The 25,598-nt window shown below is 68.9% G+C and carries 21 protein-coding genes and 4 pseudogenes; 12 read left to right on the top strand and 13 right to left on the bottom strand.

Features of this window, described 5'->3' with window-relative positions:
* Nucleotides 1-122: 122 nt before the first annotated feature.
* The 8 genes and pseudogenes from K6K41_RS08160 to K6K41_RS08125 form a co-directional block, all read right to left on the bottom strand.
* Nucleotides 123-1,936 (bottom strand): annotated as a pseudogene (locus K6K41_RS08160) (ABC-F family ATP-binding cassette domain-containing protein).
* A gap of 73 nt (nt 1,937-2,009) precedes the next feature.
* Entirely contained in the window at nt 2,010-3,377 is a 1,368-nt protein-coding gene (locus K6K41_RS08155) for a sensor histidine kinase (protein WP_261404622.1), read from the bottom strand.
* Between the two features lie 18 nt (nt 3,378-3,395).
* Entirely contained in the window at nt 3,396-3,959 is a 564-nt protein-coding gene (locus K6K41_RS08150) for a sigma-70 family RNA polymerase sigma factor (RefSeq protein WP_261404621.1), read from the bottom strand.
* The gene (locus K6K41_RS08145; RefSeq protein WP_261404620.1) at nt 3,956-4,153 is read right to left on the bottom strand and encodes a NepR family anti-sigma factor; all 198 of its coding nucleotides are present in this window, start codon (nt 4,151-4,153) and stop codon (nt 3,956-3,958) included. The genes K6K41_RS08150 and K6K41_RS08145 overlap by 4 nt, the downstream gene beginning before the upstream one ends.
* Before the next feature lie 192 nt (nt 4,154-4,345).
* Complete coding sequence (locus tag K6K41_RS08140) at nt 4,346-4,579, bottom strand: hypothetical protein (protein WP_261404619.1); 234 nt, start codon at nt 4,577-4,579, stop codon at nt 4,346-4,348.
* Nucleotides 4,580-4,702: 123 nt separating this feature from the next.
* Entirely contained in the window at nt 4,703-5,212 is a 510-nt protein-coding gene (locus K6K41_RS08135) for a Dps family protein (protein WP_261404618.1), read from the bottom strand.
* 178 nt (nt 5,213-5,390) lie between these two features.
* A complete protein-coding gene (locus K6K41_RS08130; protein WP_261404617.1) occupies nt 5,391-6,188 on the bottom strand; it encodes a response regulator in 798 nt (265 codons plus the stop codon).
* Between the two features lie 111 nt (nt 6,189-6,299).
* Nucleotides 6,300-6,941, bottom strand: a complete 642-nt coding sequence (locus K6K41_RS08125) for a sensor histidine kinase family protein (protein ID WP_261404616.1) — start codon at nt 6,939-6,941, stop codon at nt 6,300-6,302.
* Nucleotides 6,942-7,061: 120 nt separating this feature from the next.
* On the opposite strand from K6K41_RS08125, the gene K6K41_RS08120 reads away from it, so the two are divergent.
* Together K6K41_RS08120 and galE are read left to right on the top strand one after the other, a co-directional pair.
* Nucleotides 7,062-7,790 (top strand): Crp/Fnr family transcriptional regulator, encoded by a 729-nt coding sequence (locus K6K41_RS08120; protein WP_261404615.1) that lies wholly within the window; start codon nt 7,062-7,064, stop codon nt 7,788-7,790.
* A gap of 82 nt (nt 7,791-7,872) precedes the next feature.
* On the top strand, nt 7,873-8,865 hold the full coding sequence (galE, locus tag K6K41_RS08115; protein WP_261404614.1) for a UDP-glucose 4-epimerase GalE: 993 nt from the start codon (nt 7,873-7,875) through the stop codon (nt 8,863-8,865).
* 77 nt (nt 8,866-8,942) lie between these two features.
* Here galE and K6K41_RS08110 read toward each other — a convergent pair whose 3' ends face one another.
* Complete coding sequence (locus tag K6K41_RS08110) at nt 8,943-10,451, bottom strand: hypothetical protein (RefSeq protein ID WP_261404613.1); 1,509 nt, start codon at nt 10,449-10,451, stop codon at nt 8,943-8,945.
* A 266-nt stretch (nt 10,452-10,717) separates the two neighbouring features.
* On the opposite strand from K6K41_RS08110, the pseudogene K6K41_RS08105 reads away from it, so the two are divergent.
* From K6K41_RS08105 to K6K41_RS29355, 7 genes and pseudogenes are all read left to right on the top strand, one after another.
* Nucleotides 10,718-12,108, top strand: a pseudogene (locus K6K41_RS08105) (MFS transporter).
* Nucleotides 12,109-12,198: 90 nt separating this feature from the next.
* Complete coding sequence (locus tag K6K41_RS08100) at nt 12,199-13,473, top strand: OpgC family protein (protein WP_261404612.1); 1,275 nt, start codon at nt 12,199-12,201, stop codon at nt 13,471-13,473.
* 122 nt (nt 13,474-13,595) lie between these two features.
* On the top strand, nt 13,596-15,275 hold the full coding sequence (locus K6K41_RS08095; protein WP_261404611.1) for an RICIN domain-containing protein: 1,680 nt from the start codon (nt 13,596-13,598) through the stop codon (nt 15,273-15,275).
* Nucleotides 15,272-15,505, top strand: a complete 234-nt coding sequence (locus tag K6K41_RS08090) for a galactose oxidase early set domain-containing protein (RefSeq protein ID WP_261404610.1) — start codon at nt 15,272-15,274, stop codon at nt 15,503-15,505. Before K6K41_RS08095 ends, K6K41_RS08090 begins: the two co-directional genes overlap by 4 nt.
* Nucleotides 15,505-16,092 carry an SCO family protein gene (locus K6K41_RS08085; protein WP_261404609.1) on the top strand — a complete coding sequence of 196 codons (588 nt, stop codon included), beginning with the start codon at nt 15,505-15,507 and terminating at the stop codon, nt 16,090-16,092. The genes K6K41_RS08090 and K6K41_RS08085 overlap by 1 nt, the downstream gene beginning before the upstream one ends.
* 184 nt (nt 16,093-16,276) lie before the next feature.
* A pseudogene (pyc, locus tag K6K41_RS08080) lies at nt 16,277-19,818 on the top strand (pyruvate carboxylase).
* Between the two features lie 302 nt (nt 19,819-20,120).
* Nucleotides 20,121-20,531 (top strand): hypothetical protein, encoded by a 411-nt coding sequence (locus K6K41_RS29355; protein ID WP_315855161.1) that lies wholly within the window; start codon nt 20,121-20,123, stop codon nt 20,529-20,531.
* A gap of 145 nt (nt 20,532-20,676) precedes the next feature.
* On the opposite strand, the gene K6K41_RS08070 is transcribed toward K6K41_RS29355, so the two are convergent.
* Nucleotides 20,677-21,489, bottom strand: coding sequence for a metallophosphoesterase family protein (locus K6K41_RS08070; protein ID WP_261405678.1), 813 nt, complete (start codon nt 21,487-21,489; stop codon nt 20,677-20,679).
* Nucleotides 21,490-21,655: 166 nt separating this feature from the next.
* On the opposite strand from K6K41_RS08070, the gene K6K41_RS08065 reads away from it, so the two are divergent.
* Complete coding sequence (locus K6K41_RS08065; protein ID WP_261404608.1) at nt 21,656-22,114, top strand: NUDIX domain-containing protein; 459 nt, start codon at nt 21,656-21,658, stop codon at nt 22,112-22,114.
* 137 nt (nt 22,115-22,251) lie between these two features.
* Here K6K41_RS08065 and K6K41_RS08060 read toward each other — a convergent pair.
* A pseudogene (locus K6K41_RS08060) lies at nt 22,252-23,230 on the bottom strand (glutathione S-transferase family protein).
* Nucleotides 23,231-23,398: 168 nt separating this feature from the next.
* Between K6K41_RS08060 and K6K41_RS08055 the strand changes: the two are divergent.
* Nucleotides 23,399-23,761: a tudor domain-containing protein gene (locus tag K6K41_RS08055; RefSeq protein ID WP_261404607.1), complete on the top strand. Its 363-nt coding sequence runs from the start codon at nt 23,399-23,401 to the stop codon at nt 23,759-23,761.
* A gap of 237 nt (nt 23,762-23,998) precedes the next feature.
* Complete coding sequence (locus K6K41_RS08050) at nt 23,999-24,499, top strand: GNAT family N-acetyltransferase (protein WP_261404606.1); 501 nt, start codon at nt 23,999-24,001, stop codon at nt 24,497-24,499.
* A 4-nt stretch (nt 24,500-24,503) separates the two neighbouring features.
* Here K6K41_RS08050 and K6K41_RS08045 read toward each other — a convergent pair whose 3' ends face one another.
* Together K6K41_RS08045 and K6K41_RS08040 are read right to left on the bottom strand one after the other, a co-directional pair.
* Nucleotides 24,504-24,830, bottom strand: coding sequence for a hypothetical protein (locus tag K6K41_RS08045; protein WP_261404605.1), 327 nt, complete (start codon nt 24,828-24,830; stop codon nt 24,504-24,506).
* Nucleotides 24,831-24,878: 48 nt separating this feature from the next.
* Nucleotides 24,879-25,553, bottom strand: a complete 675-nt coding sequence (locus K6K41_RS08040; protein WP_261404604.1) for a MarC family protein — start codon at nt 25,551-25,553, stop codon at nt 24,879-24,881.
* Nucleotides 25,554-25,598 lie beyond the last annotated feature (45 nt).

Below are 25,598 nucleotides of genomic sequence, written 5' to 3'. Positions count from 1 at the left end.
CCTTCTCCCGCTTGCGGGAGAAGGTGAGGATGAGGGGGCGTCGAGAGCAGGCAGGGTCAAGGACTGACCCTCTCCCTTACTCTCTCCCGCAAGCGCGAGAGGGGAAGGGCGGGCGTCCCGCCTCATCCGGCGAGCTCCTCGCGCATCATTTCGAGCTCCAGCCAGCGGTCCTCGGCCTCGGATCGCTCCTTGGCCTTGGCCCCGAGCGTCGCGGTCGCGGTCTCGAACGCCTTCGGGTCGCGCGAATAGAGCGCGGGGTCCGCGAGCGTCTTTTCGAGTTTCGCGATTTCCGTCTCCAGCTTCGCGATCACGCCGGGCAGCGTGTCGAGCGCGTGCTGATCCTTGAACGACAGCTTTTTCTTCGCCTGCGGGCCGCGGCCTGCTTCGGCGCGTCGTCGCGCTCCTTTTTCGCGGCCGCGCTCGCCGCCTGCTTGGCGTCGACCCCCCGGCCGCGCTGGGAGACCATGTCCGAATAGCCGCCGGCGTACTCCACCCAGCGTCCCTCGCCCTCCGAGACGATCACCGCCTCCACGGTGCGGTCGAGGAAGTCGCGATCATGGCTGACGAGGATTACGGTGCCGGGATGGTCGGCGATCATCTCCTGAAGGAGGTCGAGCGTCTCGAGGTCGAGATCGTTGGTGGGCTCGTCGAGCACCAGGAGGTTGGCGGGCTTCGCCAACGCGCGCGCCAGCAGCAGGCGGCCGCGCTCGCCGCCCGACAGCGCATGGACGGGCGAGCCGGCCTGCTCGGGGCCGAACAGAAAGTCCTTCATGTAGCTCACGACGTGCTTCGTGCCGCCGCCCACGTCCACCGTGTCGCCGCCGCCGCCCGTCAGCGCGTCCTTGAGGCTCATGTTCGGGTCGAGGCTCGCGCGGCGCTGGTCGATCGACGCGATCTCGACGCTCGCGCCGATCTTGACCTTGCCCTGGTCGGGCTCAAGCGCGCCGGTCAGCAGGTTGATCAGCGTCGTCTTGCCGGCGCCGTTGGCGCCGACGAGCCCGATGCGGTTGCCGCGGGCGATGCGGGTCGAGAACTCCTTGACGATCGGCCGGTCGCCATAGGCCTTCGAGACCGAGATCGCCTCGACCACCAGCGCGCCGGAGCTCTGGGCCTCGGTGGTGGTGAGCGTCACTGTCCCCGTCGCCTTGACGGCGGTGCGGCGCTCCTCGCGCATGTCGTCGAGGCGGCGCATGCGGCCCATGTTGCGCTTGCGCCGGCCGGTGACGCCGTAGCGCAGCCAGTCCTTCTCCATCTCGATGCGGCGGTCGAGCTTGTGCCGCTCGACCTCCTCCTGCGCGAGCGTGTCGTCGCGCCAGGCCTCGAAGGCGGCGAAGCCCTGGCCGAGCTTTCGCGTGCGGCCGCGGTCGAGCCACAGCGTCGCCCGCGTCAGCGTCTCGAGGAAGCGCCGGTCGTGGCTGATCAGCACCAGCGCCGAGCGAGACGCGCGCAGCTCCTCCTCCAGCCATTCGATGGCGGGGAGGTCGAGATGGTTGGTGGGCTCGTCGAGCAGCAGCACGTCGGGCTCGGGCGCGAGCGTGCGGGCGAGCGCGACGCGGCGGGCCTCGCCGCCCGAAAGCTTCGTGGGGTCGCGGTCCGCCGCCACGCCGAGCGAGTCGAGCAGATAGACGCCGCGATGGGAGTCGTCGCCGGGCGCGAGCCCCGCCTCGACATAGGAAAGCGCGGTCGAGAAGCCCGAGAAGTCTGGCTCCTGCGCGAGGTAGCGGATGGTCGAGCCCGGCTGCAGGAAGCGCGTGCCGTCGTCCGGCTCGATCGCGCCGGCGGCGATCTTGAGCAGCGTCGACTTGCCCGAGCCGTTGCGGCCGACGAGCCCCAGCCGTTCGCCGGGCGAGACCGAGATCTCGGCCCCGTCGAGCAGCGGGCGGCCGCCGAAGGTCAGGCGGATGTCTTTGAGGAGCAGCAGAGGGGGAGGAGCCATGGCCGCGGATGTAATGCGGCCAGGCGCCCAGCGGCAAGCGGGATGCTGCGCGCCCGTGGCGTCGACGGCGGGCTTACCCGACTTTCGCGCCGCGCGGGTTCATGCCGATCGTCGGCTTGTCGGAGGCGAGCGGCGCGAAGATGCGCACCGAGCCGTCCTCGAGCTCGTCGACCGAAGTCCCGAGCTGATCGGCATAGGCGCGGATCAGCCGCTGCGAGAGGCCGGTTTCGGGAAGCCACCCCGCGGACGGCCCGGAGATCACCAGCGGGAGCTTGCCGTTCTCGCCTTTCGCGCCGACGACGGTCGCGGCTTGGGTGGCGCTGGCGGCGGCGGTCAGCAGCTCCATCACGAGCAGCGCGAGCGAAACCGCGCGGTCGAGATCGATCTCGCCGGCGTCCTTTCCGAACTGGGCCGAAACCTCGAAATGGCGAGATCCGCCGGCCTGCCGCGCCTGGCTCGCGACGTCGCGCACGAGCGCCGCGACGTCGACATGGCCGATCTCCCCGGACGAATAGGAGACCTTGTAGGCCGCGGCCATGGCGCGCACGCGGTCCTCGGGCGGGCGCAAGATCGCGCTCAGCGTCTCGGGCGCCTCCTGCCGCTGGAGCGCCAGCAGGCTCGCGATCATCTGGAAATTGTTCTTCACGCGGTGATGCAGCTCGCGCAGCAGCTTGTCGCGCTCCTCGACCGCCGAGGTCAGCGCGCGCGAGCGCTCCTCGACGCGCGAGGACATCGCGCCGAGCGCGTCGCCGAGCTCCATCAACTCGTCCGGCGCGCCTTTCAGCGCCCCCGTCGAGGGCTGCAGCGCCCCGCCGTCGGACGCCGCGGCCGCAGCCCGCAACGCGCGGATCCAGCGCAGCACGAACCGCTCGATGCCGAACAGCACGAGGCCGACGCAGAGCAGGATCATCAGGGCCGGCAAAGCGAGGGCGAGCAGCAGCCACTGGGTCTTCGAACGGGCGAGGAGATCGAAGGGCGAGGCCACGATCGCGAGCGCGTCGCCGGACTTCACCGGCGCCACCGCGTAGCGATAGGCGCGGCCGTCGGCGCCGCGCGCCTTCAGGATGCGTCCGTCGCGGTTGATCGAGGTGGTGGGAAGCCCGTCCTGCGGCAGCCACTTTTCGCCAAAGGGCGCGACCTCGACGTCCTGCGCCAGCACCGCGCCGTCCGGACGCACGATCGCGGCCGCGATCTCCGACCGCGAGCTGCGGTCGCGGAACACGGAATCGCGCGCGGCCCCGGCGATCGTGGCGTCGCCGACGTTCATCGCGCGCGCGGCGACCAGCGAAGCGGCCTGGACGAGACGGTCGCGGTCGGCGAGATCCGACATCTTCGACTGGTTGACGCCGATCGCGACCGCGAGCGCCATCACCGGAAGATTGGCGGCCACCAGCAGCAGCGCGATGCGACCGCGGAGCGTCTTGAAGGCGGAGAAGGCCATGGCGGCTCCGGGGCGGCCTCAGCCGCTCCCGGACCTCGCGGGCATTCCCCCGAGCGCCGCGCGGAGCTCCGGATCGAGGCCGATCTCGCCGACGTCGAGGTTGAGGCGCTTGGCGAGCGCGTTCCGCGCGCGGTTCACGCGGCTCTTCACCGTGCCGACGGCGCAGCCGGCGATCTCGGCGGCCTCTTCATACGAGAACTCCGCCGCGCCGATGAGGATCAGCGCCTCGCGCTGCTCCTCGGGAAGCTCGGTCAGCGCGTTGCGGAAGTCCGCGAGATCCATATGGCCGTTCTGCGCGGGGGCCACGGCGACCCCCTCGGCGAACACGCCGTCGGTGTCCTGCACCTCGCGGCGGCGCCGGCGGATGTCGGAGATGTAGACGTTGCGCAGGATCGTGAAGAGCCAGGCGCGCATGTTCGTGCCCTCGGTGAAGCTTCCGAGGTTGCGCCAGGCTTTGACGAGCGTCTCCTGCACGAGATCGTCGGCCCGGTCGATCTGACCGGACAGCGAGACGGCGAAGGCGCGCAGGCTTGGAATATGGACGAGCAACTCGTCCCGCGGCGACTGCGGGGCGGCTGTCATCGTGAGCGGTTCTGCCGAACGTCCTCGTCGCGGTCGCCGGGATCCTGCCGGCGGTCAAGCTCGGCGAGGAGCTCGAGAAACCTGTCCGGAACCGGCTGGTTCAGAATGTCGACGTAACCGGCGCGCAATTGGCGGCCGATATGCGCCTGCACATCCGTGTCGAGCTGGGAGGCGTCGCCCTTACGCTGCGTCATTCAGAACCCTTTTCCACGGCATCGTCGCCCGTCGACGAGCCGCGACCCCATTCAATTCACACCAGTTCGCCCGACGAAGATCGCGCTCTTAAACATCGCGCGCGCCGGTTGACGCACCGCTAACGTTATTGGGCGTCCAAACCGTAAAGGACAGATCGTCGCAGGAAGAAGTTTTGCGACATTCGTTTGACGTCATCGCCCGCCGAGGAACGGCGAGTCCGGGCTGAGCGGCGCGGTCGCGCCCCGCTCGATCGTGGTGGTGCGGGCCTGGGCGTCGACGGTGACGCCCGCGGCGCTCGTCGCGGCGGCCCGAGGCGCCGCGATGCGATCGGCCTTGGCCACGCTCGTTTCGGTCGCCGATCCGCCGCCTTCCGACAGCGCTAGGATGGCGACCGCGGCTGCGAGCGCGAGAAGCGCGGACTTCACGAAAGTGGGTCCGTACGACGTCGCCGCGGCGGACGCGTTGCGAAGAGACTGGAACTCACGAACGGGACTGTGGCCGACATACGCCATTTTCCGCTCCTTGTTTGAAAATGCCCCCGGCCGACGTCAGTCGGCCGCGATCGCCTTCAGCATCCACACCGCCTTCTCGTGGAAGGCGAGGCGTTCGGTCAGAAGGTCATGCGTGACGAAATCCTCGAGCTCCTCGGCCTCGCCCGCGGCTTCGCGGATCAGCCTCGTCAGGGCCTCGTGGTCCTCGATCAGCTCCTCGACCATCGCAAGCGCGCTCATGCGCCCGCCGATAGACAAGGCCTTGTCGAGGCCCGCCGCAGCCTTGCCGGTCGGCACCGGATAGCCCAGCGCGCGGATGCGCTCGGCCAGCGTGTCGATCGCGGCGAAGAGTTCGGAATAATGCTGCTCGGTCAGTTCATGGATCGGCTGGAACAGCGGACCCACGACGTTCCAGTGCACCACCTGCGAACGCAGCAGCGTCCGGTAGGTCTGCACCGTCACATCACTCAGCATCTCCGCGACGAGCTTGCGGTCCGCGTCCTTGAGGCCGGTGGACAGCTTAACGACGCGCGGGGAGGCGCTCAGAGCAGCGGCGGCTTTCGACATGCACAAACCCGTCATCGACATCGTGTACGAGCGGTTGGTCCGCTCGCCGCTCCTCATGGAGCTTCGATCCCGACAACGTCGCTCTGCGCCAAAAGTTGCAGCGGAGTCGACGGATACGTGTTTGTACGGATGCGCGCGGGCTGAACGCGTGGTCGCGCCGCCTTAGGCGAACGCCGGGTCAGCCGCGGGCGCGGACGTCCCCGGCCCTGGCCCTCGCCCCGAAGAACAGCGCCTGGCTGACGATCGCCTTCACGGTCGACGTCTGGAACGGCTTGGTCACCAGGAACACAGGCTCGGGCCGCTCGCCCGAGAGCAGGCGCTCGGGATAGGCGGTGATGAAGATCACCGGAACCTCGAGGTTCGGCAGCATCTCCTGCACGGCCTCGAGCCCCGAGGAGCCGTCGGCGAGCTGGATGTCGGCGAGCACGAGGCCGGGCCGGTGCTTCTCGGCGAGCGCCACGGCTTCGGCATGGGTGCGCGCCGTGCCGACCACGCGGTGGCCGAGACCCTCGACGAGCTTGGCGAGATCCATCGCGATGATCGGCTCGTCCTCGATGATGAGGACGTCGGTCGCGACCTGCTCGGCGATCTCGCGGCCCGCGTCGTCGATCGCCTGCGTCACCTCGCTCTCGGACAGGCCGAGGATGCGGCCGGCCTCGGCCGGGGTGAAGCCTTCGACCGAGACCAGCAGGAAGACCTGCCGCGAGCGCGGCGTCAGCGCCTCGATGGTGCGCTCCGACTGCGCGGCTTCGAGGCCGGTCTCGACGTTGAGCGCGACCGAGGACCAGATGCGTGAGAAGATGCCGTAGAGCCCGACGCGGGGGTCGGCGTCGGTCGGGAAGATCGTGGGATCTGCGATCAGCGCCTTCAGCACCGCCGCCACATAGGCGTCGCCGCTGTCCTGTCGGCCGGTGAGCGCGCGGGCGTAGCGGCGCAGGAAGGGAAGATGCGGTGCGATCGTGTCGGCGAGAGCCATGAAGACGGTGTCCGGCGGTCTGAACTCAGAAAGGGCGATCGCGCGCTGTCGGGCGAAGGTCCGGCGCAAGATGGCGCTCGGCGTGCAATGAGCAAGTCTCGGGCGAGGAAGTCAACGGCTGGCGCGTTCCGCGGGGATCGTGACCTCGCTCGACAACGGTCCGTCGGCGGCCCGCGCGATCGATCCGCCGAGACTGCGCGCGAGGCTGTCGGCGATGGCAGCGCCGAGATCCGACCGGTCGCGGCGCGGGGAAGCGTCGGCCGGCGCCGTCTGGACCGCGCGCATCATGAGAGAGCCGTCGGCCGCGCCCGAGATCACGATTTCGGCCGCGCCGGTCCGCCCGTCCGCGAAGCCGTTGCGGAAGAGATCGACGACCAGTTCGGCGAGGATCTGGGCGAGCGCCGAGGCCCGCTTGGGGTCCGCCAAGATCAGCGAGCCGGCGATCGCGAGCCTGTGCCGGAAATTCGGGTCGAGATGGCCGGCGACGCGGCGCGCCACTTCGGCGAGGTCGATCTCGAAGCGGCCGTCCTGGTCCGGAAGGGCGTCGTCGGCCGGACCGAAGGTCGCGGCCTCGAAGCGGGCGCGCAGGTCCATGAAGGCATCGCGTCCTTCGCCGGGGGGCAGCTTGCGGCCGAACAGGCCGACGAGGCTGGTCATGGCCTGGATCTGGTTCCGGAACAGGTGCCGCACGGCCGCGGCCTCTGTCTGCTCACGGTCGGCCGCCACGGCCGGCTTGGTCGGATCGCTGTCCATGGATTGGGATTTATCGCCTATCGGCGGTCGACCTATGTGGTTTGACATAGCGGGGCGCAGCAAACTGTCGGAAATGTCGCCGAAGGCCTCTGGCCCACGTTTCCGGATCGCGAGACTGAAATGCACGTCCGCTGCACCCAGTGCGTCCTCCGGCGCCAGCCGGCCTTCATCCAGAAGTCCGACGAGGAAGTCGCGCTGATCGACTCGCTCAAGAGCGAGCACATGACCGTCGAGGCCGGCGTCGAGTTCATCCATCCCGAGCAGGCGGACTCCGAACTCTACACGCTGTTTTCGGGATGGGCGTTTCGCTACAAGGAGCTGAGCGACGGCCGGCGCCAGATCCTGAGCTTCTCGCTGCCGGGCGATCTTCTCGGCCTGCAGGGCACGATGTTCGGCAAGTCGGTCTATGGCGCGATCGCTCTGACCGACATCCAGCTGTGCGTCATTCCCCGCCGCAGGCTCGCGCGGCTCTTCGAGCGGGTGCCGGAAGTCGCCTATGAGGTGACGTGGCTCGGCGCGCGTTCGGAAGCGATCGTCGACGAAAATCTGCTCAATGTCGGGCGCCGCGGGGCCGCCGAACGGATCGTGGCTCTCATCTGCTCGCTCTACAAGCGCGCGGAGCCGCTCGGTCTCGTGGTCGACGGCTCGTTCGAGCTGCCGCTCACCCAGCAGCACATCGCCGACGCTCTCGGGCTCTCGCTCGTGCACACCAACAAGACGCTGGCGCGCCTGAGGGCCGACGGCCTGTTCTCGATTTCGGGCGGGCGCCTCGTGGTGCGCAATCTGCGCGGGCTCAGCCGCTTCGCGCAGCACTTCGAAGAGGAATTCGTTCCCCGTCCGATCATCTGACGGGCTTGACGGCCGCGCCCGCGGCCCAATGATCGGCGCTTAGGAGGCGCATCCCGCCCTTCGCCCCGACGAGAGGTCGTAGATGAGCGTATTGGTCACCGGAGGCGCCGGCTACATCGGCTCGCACATGGTGCTCGCGCTCGTCGACGCCGGACGCCCGGTCGTGGTGCTCGACGACCTGTCGACGGGCATGCGCTCCGCCGTGCCCGAGGGCGTTCCGTTCTACGAGGGCTGCGTCGGCGACGAGGCGCTCGTCGGCCGCATCCTCGCGGAGAACGGCGTCGAGGCGATCGTGCATTTCGCAGGCTCTATCGTGGTGCCGGACTCGGTGACCGACCCGCTCGGCTATTACCTCAACAACACCGTGCGCTCGCGCGCGCTCATCGCGGCGGCGGTCGCAGGCGGCGTGAAGCGCTTCGTGTTCTCGTCGACGGCGGCCGTCTACGGCGAGGCCTCGGCCGAGCCGCTCTCGGAGAGCGCGCCGCTCGATCCGGTGTCGCCCTACGGCGCCTCGAAGCTCATGACCGAGCGGATGCTCGCCGACGCCTCGGCCGCCTATGGGCTCGGCTTCGCGGCGCTGCGCTATTTCAACGTCGCAGGCGCCGATCCCAAGGGCCGCGCCGGCCAGTCGAGCGCGCGCGCCACCCATCTCATCAAGGTCGCGTCGCAGGCCGCCGTCGGGCAGCGCGACAAGCTGCAGATGTTCGGCGAGGACTATCCGACGCGCGACGGAACCTGCGTGCGCGACTACATCCATGTCAGCGACCTCGCCAAGGCCCACGTCCTGGCGCTCGATCATCTCGCCAAGGGCGGCGAGAGCCTGGTCGCAAACTGCGGCTATGGGACCGGGGCCTCGGTGAAGGAGGTCATCCAGTCGGTGAAGCGGGTCTCCGGGATCGATTTCCCGGTCGAGGCCGCGGCGCGGCGCGCCGGCGACCCCGCCTCGCTCGTCGCCAATCCCGCCAAGGCCCGCAGCGTGCTGGGCTGGACGCCCGACCACGCCGACCTCGACACGATCGTGGCGCACGCGCTGGCCTGGGAGAAGCGTCTCGCGGAGAAGACCGCGGCGCGCTGAGCGGCGCGCGATCCGGTTTCGGAAACGAAAAACGCCCGACCGGACGATCGGGCGTTTTCTGTCTCAGGGAGCGCGCGTCACTTCGATTTGGTGACGCGCACCTTGTAGACGTCGCCCTTCCGGCTCAGCACTTCGACCTTCACGCCAAGCGCCGCGTCGTTGAACGTCTTGCCCGGCGCATAAGCGAGGTTCACGAGGCCCTCGCCGCTGCATGACGAGGCGTTCCAGTCCCCCGGAACCGCGTCATAGGGCATCGCCCAGCCGCTCTGGTCGTTGAAGTAGCAAGCCCCGGACACCGGCGCGCGGTCCATCTGGACGTTGTGGATCACCACGCCTTCGCTCGGCACGCCGCCGTCGAACTTGGCGGTCCGGGTCTTCACCTCGATGGTGAGGAACCGCCCGTTGGACTGGCTCGACGCGCACGGCTCGCCCGCAAGGCACACCACCACCAGCTTGAGCTTGCCGCCAAGCGGAAGCGCATTGGCCTCGATCGAGAACGTCTTCGTTCCCTTGGCGCTGACGACCGCCTTTCGCGCTGCAGGGATCCAGCCGAGATGGTCCTGGTGGGCCATGATGTACCCGCCGCCCGGCTCGTTGCAGAAGATCGGCGTGTTCGGGCCGCCGAAATTGACCGAGTCGTAGGAGCCGCACTGGATCGTGGCGGCGCGGCTGCCGGCGCTCATCTCGTCATGCCCGCTGTCATAGGCGAAGTAGCGCCAGCCGGAATGGGGCAGGCCGAGGCTGTGGCCCATCTCGTGGACGTAGGTGCTGGCCTCCTGGCCCCACGGCGGCTCCCAGGTCGCGCCCCAGAACCGCGCGCCGTTGCTGTAGCCGCCGCCCCAGGCGCAGCAGTCGAGGTCGTTGTTGAAGACGAAGTTGATGTTGTCGAAGTCGTTGACGTCGACGTCGTTGCGCACGAGCGCGAGCGCGTCGTCGCCGAGTTCGTTGAGATGGGAAGCGAAACAGGCGGAACTCGCGCCGCAATCCGCATAATCGGTCCGCGCCTTCGGCAGGGTATACCACTTGCCGCCCGCGATCTTTCCTGACCACTTCAGCTTGCCGTACGACGCCTTGTCGAAGAAGCCGTTGATGGTCGCCGGCACGCCCTTGGAGGGCTTCAGCGGGTTGGTCAGCTTCGTGAAGTACTTGACCGGATGGGAGGTCTGCGGGTCGCCCTTGAACTTCAGAAGGATGAACAGGACCTTGCGCTCGCCGATCGCCTCGGCCTGAGGTTCGATCCCCGAGACGTCGAGGCCGGTCGCGCCGATGCGCTGGGACCCGGGCGCGCCGCTTGCCCCGCCGCGAACCGTCACCCGCTTGCCGGTGAGCCGGATCGCCTCGTTCTGCAGGCCCGGCCCGATGTCGAGCGGGACCCGGGTTCCGTCCGGATAGACCAGCGAGAACGCGATCGCGCCGGCCGCTCCCGAGTTGCGGTGCGGGTCGCCCCAGACGGTCGTCAGGATGCCCTGGAAGCTGTCGCCGGAGGGCGCCGGCTGCGCGGCCGCCGGGGATGCGCCGGTCGGGCTGAGCGCATGGATGGCCATGAGCGCCAGCGCGCCCGCAAGCGTTCGAACGAGGCGCTTCATGTGCTTACCAGGCCCCCTTGCGTCGACGTCTCCCGCGTCGGTCGCATCGGCGGACGATACACCCCGCGCGACCGGACGACGAGACCCGGTCCGAAGGTTGTCGAAGGATCGCTTGGGCGCGCGTCCGGTCCTCGACCCGGCGGCGCTCCGACCTAAAAGGAAGGAGGCGGGCCGTCGGCCGAGATGGTCGGCCCGCCGGATCGAGGGACGCATTGAACGCATCGCCCACACCGCAGCGCACGGTCGAGATCGACATTCCGGCGCGGATGGACCGGCTGCCGTGGTCGCGCTTCCATTGGCTCGTCGTGATCGCGCTCGGCGTCACCTGGGCGCTCGACGGGCTCGAGGTGACGATCGTCGGCGCGCTCGGGCCGCGGCTGCAGGATCCGGGCTCGCTCGGCCTCAGCCCCGCCGACATCGGGGCGCTCGCCTCGGCCTATCTCGTCGGGGCCGTTCTGGGGGCGCTCGGCTTCGGCTGGCTGACTGACCGCTACGGCCGGAAGCTCATCTTCTTCACCACGCTCGCGATTTACGTCGCCGGCGTCGCGCTGTCGGCCTTCGCCTGGGATTTCTGGAGCCTCGCTCTGTTCCGGGTGATCACCGGGATCGGCATCGGCGGCGAATACGCGGCCATCAACTCGGCGATCGACGAGCTCGTGCCGGCGCGGCTGCGCGGCCGCGTGGCGCTCATCGTCAACGGCAGCTTCTGGGCCGGGGCCGCGGTCGGCTCGTTCGCCTCGGTGATCCTGCTCGATCCGTCCTGGTTCGCGCTCGATCTCGGCTGGCGCATCGGCTTCGCGATTGGCGCGGGGCTCGGGCTGCTGATCCTGTTCACCCGTCGCTTCGTGCCCGAAAGCCCCCGATGGCTCGCCTGCCACGACCGGGTGGAGGAGGGCGAGCGCGTGACGGCCGAGATCGAGCGCAGGGTCGAGGCCGAGACCGGCGATAAGCTGCCGCCGGCTTCAGGACGCATCGCGATCCACCCGCAAAAGACCTTCGGGCTAGGGCCGATCTTCGCTTCGATGCTCACCGACTATCGCGGCCGTTCGGCGCTCGTGCTGCTGCTGATGATCGCGCAGGCCTTCCTCTACAACGCGATCTTCTTCAGCTACGGCCTGATCCTCACCAAGTTCCACGGCGTCTCCGAGCAGCATGTCGGGCTCTATCTCGTCCCCTTCGCGATCGGCAACGTGATCGGGCCGATCGTGCTCGGTCCCCTGTTCGACACGGTCGGGCGACGGAAGATGATCTTCTCGACCTACCTCGTCTCGGGCGTCCTGCTCGCGATCACCGGATATTTCTTCGCGATCGGCGCGCTCGACGCCACCACCGAGACGATCGCGTGGTGCGTCATCTTCTTCTTCGCCTCCGCCGCCGCGAGCTCGGCCTATCTCACCGCGAGCGAAGTGTTCCGCTCGAGGTGCGCGCGCTCGCGATCGCCGCCTTCTACGCCATCGGCACCGGCGTCGGCGGGGTGGCGGCCCCCTATCTCTTCGGCGTGCTGATCGGCGGCGGGCAGCCCTGGCCGATCTTCTGGGGATATGTCGGCGCCGCCGTCCTGATGATCGTCGCGGGCACGGCCGCGCTGTTTTACGGCGTCGACGCCGAGGGCAAATCGCTCGAGGATGTCGCGGCGCCTTTGTCTAAGGCGCGCTGAGAGCCGCTCGACTTTTATCGATCGCGCGCAACTTTGGCTTCGGCGGCGGTCTGAGGCCGCTTAGGCCCCGGGCAGAACCAAGGAGGACCGATGACCGACGCCCCGTCCTCCAAGACGCGCGCCGACGACGGCGAGGGCGAATACGCCTCGGGCGTGACCGCCACCGCGCCCTCGCGCGACTGGCGCATCGACTTCTGGCGCGGGCTCGCCATCGTCTTCATCTTCTGGAACCACTCCGTCGACAACGTCATGAGCTGGTTCACGACGAAATATTACGGCCTGTCGGATTCCGCCGAGCTCTTCGTGTTCCTGTCGGGCTTCGCCATGTGCGGGATGTTCCTGTCGAAGTTCCTGAGGCGCCCCTTCATGGCCGCGCCCTATGCCGTGACACGCGCCTTCACGCTCTACATCCATCACACCGCCTTCGTGGTGATCGCGACGCTGGCCTCGGCCTACCGCACCTATGCGGGCTCGAGCGTGATGGAGCGGGATCTCTTCATCCGGCCGTTCTTCATCGCGACCGAGACCGTGATCACGAAGCTTGCGACGCTCGCCTATCTGCCGCCGCTGCTCGACATCCTGCCGCTCTACATCCTGCTGACGCTGCTGCTCGGCCTGCTGTTTCCCGTGTTCCGCGGAAACTGGAAGCTCTATGCAGGCTTTGCGGTCGTCGTCTGGCTGTTCGCCTTCTTCACCGGGGCGACGCTTTCGTCCTATCCCGACACGCGGCTCTGGACCTTCAATCCCTTCGCCTGGCAGGCCGTGTTCCTAGCGGGGTTCTGCGCCTGCCTCGCGCGCGACGAGCCGTGGCTGAAGCGCGTCGTCGCCGCGCCCGCGACGCTCGCGCTCGCCGTCACCATCGTGATCGTGGGCTTCATCGCGGCCGCCCCGTGGGCGACGCTCGGCCTGCTGGACTGGCGCCCGCTCCGGATCCTCACCGACGTCGCCGACAAGGCCAACGCCTCGCCGATCCGGCTCGTCCACTTCCTGTCGCTCGCGCTCATCGCCTGCTGGCTCGTGCGCCGCGAAAGCGGGCTCGGCGCGACGCGGTTCGGGCGGGCCATGATCCTGATCGGGCGGCGCAGCCTGCCGCTGTTCGTGATCTCGACGGTCTTCGCCGCGATGAGCCACGGCGTGTTCGACTGGTTCGGCCGGTCGATCCCGGTTCAGATCGTCTACGCGCTCGGCATGGCGGGGGTGCTGGTGGGGCTCGCCTTCGTGGCCGACGCCCTCGGAAAGGCGACCAAGACGAAGAAAAGCGCGCCGCCGAGCGCGCCTTCGGCGGCTCCGGAGCCCAAGCGAGCGCCGGTCAGGATCGAGGACGGTCCCGAAAGCGCCAAGCCCGCGACCGCGGCCGCGCCATGAGGCTCTTGGCCGAATTTCCGCTCGATTAAGTTTAATCGACGATTTCGCCGCCCTCATAAACGAAGTCTTCGACACGGCCGCCGCAGGCTGGGGCTCCGTAAGAGAGCGCCTTCGAGGACGAAATGCGCGTCGAGATCCTGCTCGCCGGAGCCGCGGCCCTCGCGGCGGCGTTCTGCCCTGTCGCCGCGAACGCTCAGGCCCCGACCGGCCTCGCTGTCAACCGGAACAGCGGCATGTGCATGGGGGTCGCGGGCGCCGCGGCCGACGCCCCGGTCGCGCAGGGCGCGTGCCTCGACCAGACCGCTCAGCAGTGGGCGCTCCAGTCGGCCGCCGGCGGCTACGCGATCGTCAACCGCGCGAGCGGCCTCTGCCTCGAGGTCTCGGGCGGATCGAAAAAGAACGGCGCGGGCGTCGTTCAGGCCACCTGTTCGGGGAAGTCGAAGCAGATCTGGGCGACGGTCGCCGACGGCGACTGGCATCGGCTGAAGGCGAGCCATTCAGGCAAGTGCCTCGACGTCGACGGGAGTTCGATCGACGAGGGCGGCGCGCTGGTCCAGCAGGCCTGCGCCTCTGCGCCCAGCCAGGACTGGACGCTGTCGCCGCCGGCCGCGCCCTCGAAGTGGTCGGCCAAGATCGACCTCCCGATCATCCCGGTGGCCGCCGCGACGCTGCGCAACGGCAAGATCCTCGCCTGGTCGGCCTATGACCGCTTCAACTATTCGAGCCAGGACCAGGGCAAGACCTTCACGACGCTCTACGATCCCGACACCGGAAAGGCGAGCGAGCGGCTGGTGTCGAACACCGGCCACGACATGTTCTGCCCCGGCACCGCGACCTTGCCGGACGGCCGCATCCTCGTGAACGGCGGCTCGTCGAGCGCCAAGACCTCGATCTACGACCCGGCGACCAACAAGTGGACGCAAGGCGCGGCCATGAACGTGCCGCGCGGCTATCAGGGCGACACGGTGCTGTCGAACGGCGACGTGCTCACCGTCGGCGGCTCCTGGAGCGGGGGCGTCGGCGGCAAGATCGGCGAGGTCTGGTCGGTCGAGGGCGGCTGGCGCACGCTGCCCAACATCGTCGCGGAGAAGATGGCCGGGCCCGACCCGCGCGGCCTGTTCTACGGCGACAATCAGATGTGGCTGTTCGGGATCGCGGGCGGCAAGGTGTTCCACGCCGGCCCCGGCGCCGAGATGTTCTGGCTCACGACCGGCGGCGACGGATCGATGAAGAGCGCCGGCCTGCGGGCCGACGACGCCTATTCGCAGAACGGGAACGTCGTCTATTTCGACGTCGGCAAGCTGCTGAAGGTCGGCGGCGCTCCGGCCTACACCGACGCCAAGGCCAAGGAAGGCGCTTATCTCATCGACTTCTCGAAGGGGCCCTCGAAGCCGGTCAAGGTGACGAAGCAGCGGCCCATGGCGTTTCCGCGCTCCTTCGCAAACGGCGTCGCGCTGCCGACGGGGCAGGTGCTGATCGTCGGCGGCCAGGCCTACGCCAAGGCGTTCTCCGACGAGCGCTCGGTGATGATCCCGGAGATCTGGACCCCGGAGACCGGCGAGTTTCGGCGGCTCGCGCCGATGAGCGTGCCCCGGAACTACCACAGCGTCGCGACGCTGATGCGCGACGGGCGCGTGTGGGTCGGCGGCGGGGGCCTGTGCGGCGAAGGCTGCTGGGCCAACCACGCCGACGCCGAGATCCTGACGCCGCCCTATCTGCTCGACGCCGACGGCAGGGAGGCCGCCGGCCGGCGATCGCCAAGGCGCCGTCCAAGGGCGCGCTCGGCGATACGATCTCGGTGACGACCGACCGTCCGGTCGCCTCCTTCGCCATCGTGCGGCTCTCGGCGGTGACCCACACGGTCAACAACGACCAGCGCAGGCTCGCGCTGCCGATCGCGAGCGTCGAGGGATTGACCTACGCCCTCAAGCTGCCGGACGATCGCGGAACCCTGATCGCCGGCGACTGGATGCTGTTCGCGATCGACGCCGCCGGCGTGCCGAGCGTCGCCAAGGTCGTGAGGATGAAGTGATGCGGACGAAGGCCGCGCTGCGCTTCGCGCTCTATGCGGCGGTCGCGACGGCGGCGCTCGCTCTGCTCGTCCTGCAGGCCGAGGGCGCGCCTGCGGGCGGCGCGGCGATGACCACGCCGGGCGCCTTCGAGCTCGCCCGCACGGACGGAACCACGCTCGACTCGATCGAACTCGACGGCGCGCCCTACGCGCTCATGTTCGGCTTCACCCATTGCCCGGACGTCTGCCCGACGGCGCTCGCCGAGGTCACCACGGCGCTCGAAACGGCGACGCGCCTCGGCGCCGGCTACCGCGTCTATTTCGTCGCCGTCGACGAGGCGCGCGACACGCCGGACGCCGTGAAGGCCTATCTCGAGCCCTTCGACCGCCGGATCGTCGGCCTGACCGGAGACCGCGGCGCGATCGCGCAGGCGACGCGCGCCTTCGGGGCGGCGGCGACGCGCCGAGACTTTCCCGGCGGCGGCTACACGATGGAGCACACCGCGGCGCTCTTCCTCGTGGACTCGAACGGCGTGATCGCGGATCGCGTGGCGTTCAGCGAGACGTCCGAGACGATGGCCAAGCGCATGGAAGCCGCCGCCCGCTGACGGCCGAAAGGGCCTGCCCTTCCGAAAAATGTCTGGCTGAGCCCGCCCCTGCATCAAGTCTTGTATAAGACTCGACCAGGGGCGTATCACTGGACTTGCGAGTCTCTTCGCAATTGCGAAGACTGGCCGGATCGTCGGCGTTTTCGGCGCCGGCGTCCGCCGTCCCAGCCATCGCGAGCGCTCCATGACCGTCGTCCCGGCCAAGATCACGAAGCTCCTCGTCGCAAACCGCTCCGAGATCGCGATCCGCGTGTTTCGCGCGGCCGCCGAGCTCGGGATCCGGACGGTCGCGATCTACGCGGAGGAGGACAAGCTTTCGCTTCACCGCTTCAAGTCCGACGAGGCCTATCAGGTCGGCCGCGGCATGGGGCCGCTCGAAGCCTATCTCTCGATCCCCGAGGTGATCCGCGTCGCCACCGACGCCGGCGTCGACGCGATCCATCCGGGCTACGGCTTCCTGTCGGAAAGCCCGGAATTCGCCGAGGCCTGCGCGGAGGCCGGCATCACCTTCATCGGCCCGAGCCCGGCCACCATGAAGGCGCTCGGCAACAAGGTGGCGGCCCGCAACCTCGCGATCAGCGTCGACGTGCCGGTGATGCCCGCGACTGACCCGCTCCCCGACGACGACGCCGAGATCAAGCGGCTGGCGCAGGAGATCGGCCTGCCCGTGATGCTGAAGGCCTCATGGGGCGGCGGCGGGCGCGGCATGCGGGTGATCCGCGACCTCGACAAGCTTCCCCAGGAAGTGAAGAACGCCAAGCGCGAGGCTAAGTCCGCCTTCGGCAAGGACGACGTCTATCTCGAGAAGCTGGTCGAGAAGGCCCGCCACGTCGAGGTGCAGATCCTCGGCGACCGGCACGGAAACGCCGTGCACCTGTTCGAGCGCGACTGCTCGGTGCAGCGCCGCCACCAGAAGGTCGTGGAGCGCGCGCCGGCCCCTTACCTCGACGAGAAGACCCGCGAGGAGCTCTGCGCCAGCGCGCTCCGGATCGCGAAGGCCACCGACTATGTCGGCGCGGGCACGGTCGAGTACCTGATGGACGCCGATACGGGCGCCTTCTACTTCATCGAGGTCAATCCGCGTATCCAGGTCGAGCACACGGTGACCGAGGTGGTCACCGGCGTGGATATCGTGAAGGCTCAGATCAAGGTGCTGGAAGGCGCAGCCATCGGGACGCCCGAAAGCGGCGTGCCGGTGCAGGCCGAGCTTGCGCTCAACGGCCACGCTCTCCAGTGCCGCATCACGACCGAAAACCCGGAAGACAACTTCATCCCGGACTATGGCCGCATCTCGGCCTATCGCGGCGCCATGGGCTTTGGCATCCGCGTCGACGGCGGCACCGCCTATTCGGGCGCGGTCATCACGCGCTTCTACGATCCGCTGCTCGAAAAGGTCACCGCCTGGGCGCCGACGGCCGAAGAGGCCGCCAAGCGCATGAGCCGCGCGATCCGCGAATACCGCATCCGCGGGGTCGCGACAAACCTCGCCTTCCTCGAGAATGTGGTCGAACACCCGATCTTCCTCGCCGGCGAAGTGACCACGCGCTTCATCGACGACACGAAAGAACTGTTCGCCTTCGAGAAGCGGCAGGACCGCGCGACACGGCTTCTCACCTACGTCGCCGACGTCACGGTGAACGGCCATCCCGAAACCAAGGACCGCGCCAAGCCCAAGTCCGGCGCGCCGAAGCCCGTGCCGCCGCTCTTCGCCGAGGCCAAGGGCGCGCCGATCGATCTCGGCGCGGGCGCGCCCACCGGCGGCAGCGAGCTTCCGGCCAAGGTCGGCCGCGGGGCGGGCGAAGTGCCGCCCGGCTCCCGCCAGCTGTTTGAGAAGCTGGGGCCGAAGAAGTTCGGCGAATGGATGCGCGACCAGAAGCGCGTCCTCATCACCGACACCACCATGCGCGACGCGCATCAGTCGCTGCTCGCGACGCGCATGCGCACCGCCGACATCGCGGCGGTCGCCGGCTCCTACGCCTCGGGCATGCCGCAGCTCTTAAGCCTCGAATGCTGGGGCGGCGCGACCTTCGACGTCGCGATGCGCTTCCTGACCGAAGACCCGTGGGAGCGCCTCGCCAAGATCCGCGAGGGCGCGCCGAACCTGCTGCTGCAGTGCCTCGTGCGCGGCTCGAACGGCGTCGGCTACGCGAACTATCCGGACAATGTCGTGAAGCGGTTCATCGAGCAGTCGGCGCGGGAGGGGATGGACGTCTTCCGCGTGTTCGACTGCCTCAACTGGATCGAGAACATGCGCGTCACGATCGACGCGGTGAACGAGGTCGGGAAACTCTGCGAGGGCTCGATCTGCTACACGGCGGACCTGCTGGATGCGAGCCGTCCCAAATACGACCTCAAATACTATGTGACGCTCGCCAAGGAGCTCGAGAGGGCCGGCGCGCATGTTCTGTGCGTGAAGGACATGGGCGGACTGCTGAAGCCCTCGGCCGCCGGGATCCTGATCAAGGCGCTGCGCGAAGAGGTCTCGCTGCCCCTGCACCTCCACACGCACGACACATCGGGCCTTTCGGCCGCGACGCTGCTGGTCGCGATCGAGGCGGGCGCCGACGCCGTCGACAGCGCCATGGACGCGCTTTCAGGCATGACCTCGCAGCCCTGCATCGGCTCGCTGGTGGCGACGCTCAAAGGCGGCGAGCGCGACACCGGCCTCGACATGGAGGCGATCCGGGCGATCTCGCTCTACTGGGAGGCGGCGCGGGCGCAATACGCGGCCTTCGAGAGCAACCTGCTGGCGCCGGCATCGGAAGTCTATCTGCACGAGATGCCCGGCGGGCAGTTCACGAACCTCAAGGAGCAGGCCCGCTCCATGGGTCTCGAGAACCGCTGGTCGGAGGTCGCCAAGACCTATCGCGACGTCAACGACATGTTCGGCGACGTTGTGAAGGTGACGCCGACCTCCAAGGTGGTGGGCGACATGGCGCTGGTGATGGTCTCGGCGGGCCTGACGCGAGAGGACGTCGAGAACCCGGACGTCGAGGTGTCGTTCCCCGAAAGCGTCGTGCAGCTGATGAAGGGCGAGCTCAGCCAGCCGCCCGGAGGCTTTCCGGAGAAGATCCAGAAGAAGGTGCTGAAGGGCGAAAAGCCCCTCACGGTGCGCGCCGGCGAACTGATGCCGCCGGCCGACTTCGACGCCGTGCGCGCGGAGGCCGAGGGCAAGGTCGACCGGAAAATCTCCGACGCCGAACTCGCCTCGTACCTCATGTACCCGAAGGTGTTCGTCGACTTCGCGCTCGCGGAGAAGAAATACGGCCCGGTCTTTGTCTGCCGACGCCGACCTTCTTCTACGGCCTCCCCTCAGGCGAGGAGATCTCGGTCGAGATCGAGCGCGGAAAGACGCTTGTGATCCGGTGCCTGGGCGTCGGCGAGACCGACGAGGAGGGCCAGGTGAAGGTCTTCTTCGAGCTCAACGGCCAGCCGCGCATCGTCAAGGTGCCGAACCGCTCCGCCGCGAACGTGCGCGAGGCGCGTCGGAAGGCCGAGGAAGGCAATCCCGCCCATGTCGCGGCTCCCATGCCGGGCGTCATCTCCACCGTCGCGGTCAAGCAGGGGCAGAGCGTCGCGCAGGGCGACGTCATCTGCTCGATCGAGGCGATGAAGATGGAGACCGCGCTCCACGCCGAGCGCGGCGGCGTGGCCAAGGAGGTGCTGGTCTCGCCCGGCACGCCGGTCGACGCGAAGGACCTGCTGGCGATCGTCGAAGAGGCGTGACGCCGGACTCCCGGAACGCCTTCAGACCGGCTAGATTTCCGGGATGCTGGACACGCCGAGCGAGGATGGGCCGCCCGACGCCAGGAGCGCGGCCTCGTCCGCGCTTCAGGCCGCGCTCCGCCGCGCCCGCGTCGAAGCCGCCGAGCAGACCGACGTGGTGATGGACTTGCGCCAGGCCGAGATCGCGCGACTGGAGATCCTTCAAGAGGCGCTCGAGCCGGTGTTTTGCGGCCGCGCCCGAGGACGTCGACATCTTCGACGTCGGGCTCGCGCCCGGCGAACGTCCGCGGCTCTTCGTCGACATGGTGACGTTCGTCGAGATGGGGCGCGACCGGCGCACTTATCGGGTGATGCGGGACGGACGCCGCGGCCGGATCTGCCTCGCCGAAAGCGCCGAGGTCGAGCCGATCGTCGAGGCGGTGACGGCCTATGTCGCCCGCCGCCTCGTCGAACGCGAGCGCCTGCTCGTCGACGACGAGCGCGCAGTCCAAGAAACTCAACCGATCGAGGTCGCCCGCACGATGACGGCATCCGCGCCCGCCGAGACACAAGCCGCCGCATCCGCCGCGCAAACCGCCGCGCCGCCGTCCGGCCGCCGCCGCCTGCTCGGGGTCGTGGCGTTCCTGTTCGCGTTCGGTCTCGGAGCAGGGATCGGGGCGCTTGCGGTCGGCGCGCTGATCATCGCGTCCGCGAAGGGAATGCTGCCGCTGTAGCGCGCGGGAAACGCCGCCGCCCTTGTCCCGGACTTGATCCGGGACCCAGAACCGACAGGGCCTCAAAAGAGGACGCCGCCGTTCGCAGCCATTTCCTGACGCTGTCGGTTCTGGGTCCCGGATCAAGTCCGGGACAAGGGGCGCCTCACGCCACCTTGAACCGGTCCGTTTCCTTGATGTCGCCCTCGCGGGTGAAGCCGCGGGTGACGCATTCGCACTCCCAGCGGCCGGCCTCGCCCGAGACCTGGTAGAGGTTGTAGGCCGCAAGCGGCTCGTGGCTGAGCAATCCGGTGGAGCAGGACGGCACCGCGATCACCGGCACCTCGCCGTCGGGCCCCGGAATCGCGGCCCTCGCGGGCTCGTGGTTGTGGCCGTGCAGCACGAGCTCGGCGCCTTCGCGGGCGATGATCTCGCGCAGCTCCGCGGCGTCGCGCAGGCGCCGCAGCCAGGGCGTGCCGTCCTCCGCCACCGGGTGATGCACCAGCACGATGCGGAAAAAACCCTCGTCCTTCAGGCTCCTGAGCAGGGGACCGAGCGCGTCGCGCTGGATCGCGCCGACCTCGCCGGTGGCCGCGAGCGGATAGGTGGGCACCGCCGACGACAGCCCGATCAAGGCGACGAGCCCGTGGCGACGCACGTAAGGAAAGCCCACGCGCCCGTCGTCGCCCGACATATGCGCGCCCCACACCCGCGCGGGCGCGCCCGCGACGTTGCGCACATAGGCGTCGTGGTTTCCGGGAATCGCCGCGACCTTCTCGGGCGGGCCGAGCCGGCCGAGGAACAGCGCCGCCGGCAGGAACTCGCCCTCGAGGCCAAGATTGGTGAGGTCGCCCGTGACGGCGACCGCGTCCGGCGCCTCGTCGACGACGTCGGCGACCAGCAGGTCGAGCACCCGCATGTCGTGCCAGCGCCTTCGCCGGCGCAGATAGTTGATGGCGCCGAGACCCCGCTTCGACAGCAGGTCGATGGGCGAAAAGCTCGGCAGCGGACCGAGATGCGGATCGGAGATGGGCGATGACGGTCATCGCGCGCCGTTATAGGGGGATCGGCCACGCCCGCCACGCCTTTTCCACGCCGGCGCGATGATATCCTGCGCGGCGGGATGAGCGGGAGATGACCCAAACATGTTCAAGTCGAAGCTCGTGCGCGCGGTCGTCGCCCGCTGGGGCCGCGCGCGGCGCGGCATGACGCTCGGCGTGCGTGTCGCGGCGCGCGACGGGGAGGGCAGGGTCATGCTCGTCCGACACGGCTATGCGCCGGGCTGGCATCTGCCGGGCGGCGGCGTCGAGGTGGGAGAGACGGCCGCGACGTCGGCTGCGCGGGAATTGATCGAAGAGACGGGGCTTCGGGCGGAGCGGCTCGTTCTCGCCGGGCTCTACTTCAACCCTGCGTTCGGCGGTCGGGACCATGTGGCGCTGTTCCGGGTCGATCGTTTCGAGCGAGGGCCAGAGCCCGCGCCCAATCGCGAGATCGCCGAGCGGGGCTGGTTTTCGCTCGACGCTTTGCCGGCTGACACGACGCCCGCGACGCGCCGACGGCTCGCGGAGCTTTACGGCGAGGCGGAGAGCGACGGGCGGTGGTGAGGACTCGTCTTGTCCCGGAATCGATCCGGGACCCAGAGCCGACGCCGTTTCCGAAAGTTGCGAACCGCGCGCCGTTCCTTCCTTGAACCGTCTCGGTTCTGGGTCCCGGATCGAGTCCGGGACAAGAGCGGGGGCGCTTACCCCAGACCCTGCCGTCCGTGCGGCGCGGAAAAATCCAGCTTCGGTCCCTTAGGGATCACCCGCGTCGGATTGATGGTCGTGTGCGACCAGTAATAGTGCGTCTTGATATGCGCCAGGTCGACCGTCTCTCCGAAGCCGGCGGCCTGGAACAGGTCGCGCAGATAGCCCGAGAGGTTCGCGTAGTCGGCGATCCGGCGCTTGTTGCACTTGAAATGCCCGACATAGACGGCGTCGAAGCGCGCGAGCGTCGTGAAGAGGCGCACGTCCGCCTCGGTGAGAGCCGAACCCATCAGATAGCGCTGGCCCGCCAGCCGTTCGTCGAGCGCGTCGAGTTCGGAGAACAGCGCGTCGAAGGCCTCCTCATAGGCTTCCTGGCTCGTGGCGAAGCCCGCGCGATAGACGCCGTTGTTGACCCGCTCGTAGACGCGATCGTTCAGCGCGTCGATCCCGGCCCGCAGGGGCTCGGGGTAGAGGTCGCGATCGTTCCCCGTCAGCGCGTCGAAGGCGCTGTTGAACATGCGGATGATCTCGGCGCTCTCGTTCGAAACGATCGTCTTGCGCTCGCGATCCCAGAGCACGGGCACCGTCACGCGCGTCGTCGCGTCGGGGGCGGCCCTGAGATAGAGCTCGTAGAGCCGCGCCTCGCCATGCTCACCCTGCGCCGAGGCGCCGGGAAAGTCGCCGAACGTCCAGCCTTCCGCGCCCATGCGCGGGTCGACGACGAAGACGTCGATGAGGTTCTCGAGCCCCTTCAGCTTCCGGAAGATCAGCGTGCGGTGCGCCCAGGGGCAGGCGAGCGAGACATAGAGCGTACCGCCCGGCCTCGGCCTTGAAGCCGGCCTCCCCGCTCAGGCCCGCGGCGCCGTCGGACGTCACCCAGTTGCGGAACTGCGAGGCCTGCCGTTCGAAGCGGCCGCCGGATTTCGACGTGTCGTACCACTTGTCCTGCCACTTGCCGTCGACCAGCAGACCCATGCTCAACTCTCCCTGTGCAGGGCCGACATAGGGCGCTCGCATGCGAGGGCGCGTCGCGAAAAAGTCACTCGGACCGCTCCCCCTCCGCCGATGATCTCGATTGACTCCCGTTCACGCATTTTCACGTGATTGCGGCGGCGCGCTCACGCGCCATCGGGGAAAATCGACATGCGTGGTCTGATTGCAGGGATCGCTCTTGGTCTGGCGGCGTCATCGCCCGCCGCCGCGTTCTCGAAGGGGGATTGGGTGCTGGCCCAGTGGAAGGGCGGCGAACACTGGTTTCCGGGCGTGGTGGAGAGCGTGTCCGGCGGAAAGGTGACCGTGGCCTACGATGACGGCACGCGCGAGACGCGCCCGTCGAACCAGGTCCGCGACTACGACTGGCGGGTCGGCTCGAAGGTCGAGTGCAACTGGAAGGGCCAGGGCTGGTACCGCGGGAGGATCACGGCGCTTTCGGGAGAACGGCTCAGCATCGCCTATGACGACGGCGACAAGGAGACCACGAAGACCGGCAGCTGCCGCTCGAACTGACGTCCTGTCGTGGCCGCGCGCCGTCGAGCGGCGCGCGGCTCGTCCGTTCTCGCCGGTCCCGCTGGCGTTCCGGGTCGCCGCATGATATGCGCCCGGCCGTCATGCACGACGTCACGCCGCTCCTTCTCCGACGACGCTCCGCGCGGCGCCTTCAGGTGCCGAATACGCGCGGCTGACCGCACGCCCGCCGGGCGCTCGGACGGCCGGACCGAACGAGATCCGCGTGCGAGCGCCGACATGACCTCCCTTCCGCTGACCATCCTGCACGAGCAGCCCGCCGACGGGCCTGCGATCGAACGTCTTCAGGAGCGCGCCTTCGGCCCCGGCCGCTATGCGCGCTCGGCCTATCGGTTGCGCGAGGGCGTGGCCTTCGATCCGCAGCTGTCCTTTACGGCCCAGGTCGGCACGCTGCTCGTCGGCTCCAACCGGATGACGCCGATCACCATCGGCGGGGCCTCCGTCCAGTTGTTGGGACCTCTCGTCGTCGATCCCGCCTTCATGAACCGGGGCATAGGGCGCGCGCTGATCCACGCCTCGCTCGAGGCTGCGGCCGCCGCCGGCCATCGGCTCGTGATGCTGGTCGGCGACGAGCCCTATTACGCGCGCATGGGGTTCGCGCGGATCCCCGAGGGGCGGGTGACGATGCCGGGCCCGGTCGATCCCGCCCGCATGCTGTGGCGCGAGCTCGCGGCCGGCGCCGCCGAAACCGTCGGCGGGCGGGCCTGGAAAGCGTTCTGAGGCCTCAGCAGACCACCGCCTCGACCATCTGCAGCAGCCAGCCGACGACGACGAGGAACAGGCCGATCGGGATGATGAAAAGCCCGATCAGATATTTGAGCGTGTCGACGCCGAACCCGACGACCCGCCAGCCGAAGTCGGTCGTGGCCTTGCCGCGGCCGCAGGATTCCTCCTTCTCCTGAGCCGTTGGCGGAAGCGCCGAGCCGCGCGCGTGTCCGTAGCCGGGCGTTTGGGCGAACGCCGGCGTCGTGAGGCCGAGCGGGCCGGGGGTCGCGAGCAGCAGAGCGCATATGAGCGCGTTCAGGGCGACGCGCATGCGGGCGAACGACATGGAAACTCCTCGGGTTCCCGTCGTTTAATCGGACATCGCCCGTGCGAATCAAGCCGACGAGCCGATTCCGGCCATCCGGAAGACGTCGAGGACGCCGTTCAGCGTGATCTGCACGCCGACGCAGAGCAGGATGAAGGCCGCGAGCCGGCCGATGACCCGCACGCCGCCCGGGCCGAGAAGCCCCGTGATCCAGTCGGCCCAGCTGTAAGCGAGCCAGATCGCGATCGCGTTCGCGATCGCCGCGAGCGACGCCCCGATGGCGAAAGCCGCGAAGGCCGCACCCTCGGCCGGACGGTTCGCGCCGAGCGCGATCGCGACCGCGATGGTGCCCGGGCCCGTCGTGAGCGGCATTGTCAGCGGATAAAAGGCGATGTCGGGCTGGCCGATCGCGTCGTCCGCCTGGCTCTGCTTGCGGTCTTCGTGGGCTTCCGGCGCGGTGAGCATGCGCCAGGCCGAAGCCGCCACCACGAGGCCGCCGGCGATCTTCAGCGCCGCGATAGTGATGCCGAAGAAGGCGAGCACCGACGCCCCGACCCAGAGCGAACAGAGCAGCACGCCCTCGGCGTAGAATCCGATGCGGCGCGCGAGCGCCTTGCGCTCTTCATGGGTCCGGTCGGCGGTCACCTGCGCGAAGATCAGCGCGCCCCCGATCGGGTTGATGATCGAGAAGAACGCCGCGGCGGCGAGCAGAAAGTGCTGCGAGACGTCGAGCGCGAAGCCCATCGCGTGTTCCCCGGGTCAACGCTCCGCATATCCACGGTTTGGGGG

The sequence above is a fragment of the Chenggangzhangella methanolivorans genome, assembly GCF_019797865.1.
Taxonomy (GTDB): domain Bacteria; phylum Pseudomonadota; class Alphaproteobacteria; order Rhizobiales; family Methylopilaceae; genus Methylopila; species Methylopila methanolivorans.
The sequence above is the reverse complement of the archived record's forward strand: the minus strand, read 5'-3'. Positions and strand labels throughout refer to the sequence as shown.

Excerpts from the sequence above, each read along its gene's own strand:
- K6K41_RS08065 (WP_261404608.1), top strand. The coding sequence starts at position 21,656 with ATGTTCAAGTCGAAGCTCGTGCGCGCGGTCGTCGCCCGCTGGGGCCGC.
- K6K41_RS08135 (WP_261404618.1), bottom strand. The coding sequence starts at position 5,212 with ATGTCGAAAGCCGCCGCTGCTCTGAGCGCCTCCCCGCGCGTCGTTAAG.
- K6K41_RS08110 (WP_261404613.1), bottom strand. The coding sequence starts at position 10,451 with ATGAAGCGCCTCGTTCGAACGCTTGCGGGCGCGCTGGCGCTCATGGCC.
- galE (WP_261404614.1), top strand. The coding sequence starts at position 7,873 with ATGAGCGTATTGGTCACCGGAGGCGCCGGCTACATCGGCTCGCACATG.
- K6K41_RS08085 (WP_261404609.1), top strand. The coding sequence starts at position 15,505 with ATGCGGACGAAGGCCGCGCTGCGCTTCGCGCTCTATGCGGCGGTCGCG.
- K6K41_RS08100 (WP_261404612.1), top strand. The coding sequence starts at position 12,199 with ATGACCGACGCCCCGTCCTCCAAGACGCGCGCCGACGACGGCGAGGGC.
- K6K41_RS08125 (WP_261404616.1), bottom strand. The coding sequence starts at position 6,941 with ATGGACAGCGATCCGACCAAGCCGGCCGTGGCGGCCGACCGTGAGCAG.
- K6K41_RS08150 (WP_261404621.1), bottom strand. The coding sequence starts at position 3,959 with ATGACAGCCGCCCCGCAGTCGCCGCGGGACGAGTTGCTCGTCCATATT.
- K6K41_RS08120 (WP_261404615.1), top strand. The coding sequence starts at position 7,062 with ATGCACGTCCGCTGCACCCAGTGCGTCCTCCGGCGCCAGCCGGCCTTC.
- K6K41_RS08040 (WP_261404604.1), bottom strand. The coding sequence starts at position 25,553 with ATGGGCTTCGCGCTCGACGTCTCGCAGCACTTTCTGCTCGCCGCCGCG.
- K6K41_RS08055 (WP_261404607.1), top strand. The coding sequence starts at position 23,399 with ATGCGTGGTCTGATTGCAGGGATCGCTCTTGGTCTGGCGGCGTCATCG.
- K6K41_RS08095 (WP_261404611.1), top strand. The coding sequence starts at position 13,596 with ATGCGCGTCGAGATCCTGCTCGCCGGAGCCGCGGCCCTCGCGGCGGCG.
- K6K41_RS29355 (WP_315855161.1), top strand. The coding sequence starts at position 20,121 with ATGGTGACGTTCGTCGAGATGGGGCGCGACCGGCGCACTTATCGGGTG.
- K6K41_RS08155 (WP_261404622.1), bottom strand. The coding sequence starts at position 3,377 with ATGGCCTTCTCCGCCTTCAAGACGCTCCGCGGTCGCATCGCGCTGCTG.
- K6K41_RS08050 (WP_261404606.1), top strand. The coding sequence starts at position 23,999 with ATGACCTCCCTTCCGCTGACCATCCTGCACGAGCAGCCCGCCGACGGG.
- K6K41_RS08145 (WP_261404620.1), bottom strand. The coding sequence starts at position 4,153 with ATGACGCAGCGTAAGGGCGACGCCTCCCAGCTCGACACGGATGTGCAG.
- K6K41_RS08045 (WP_261404605.1), bottom strand. The coding sequence starts at position 24,830 with ATGTCGTTCGCCCGCATGCGCGTCGCCCTGAACGCGCTCATATGCGCT.
- K6K41_RS08130 (WP_261404617.1), bottom strand. The coding sequence starts at position 6,188 with ATGGCTCTCGCCGACACGATCGCACCGCATCTTCCCTTCCTGCGCCGC.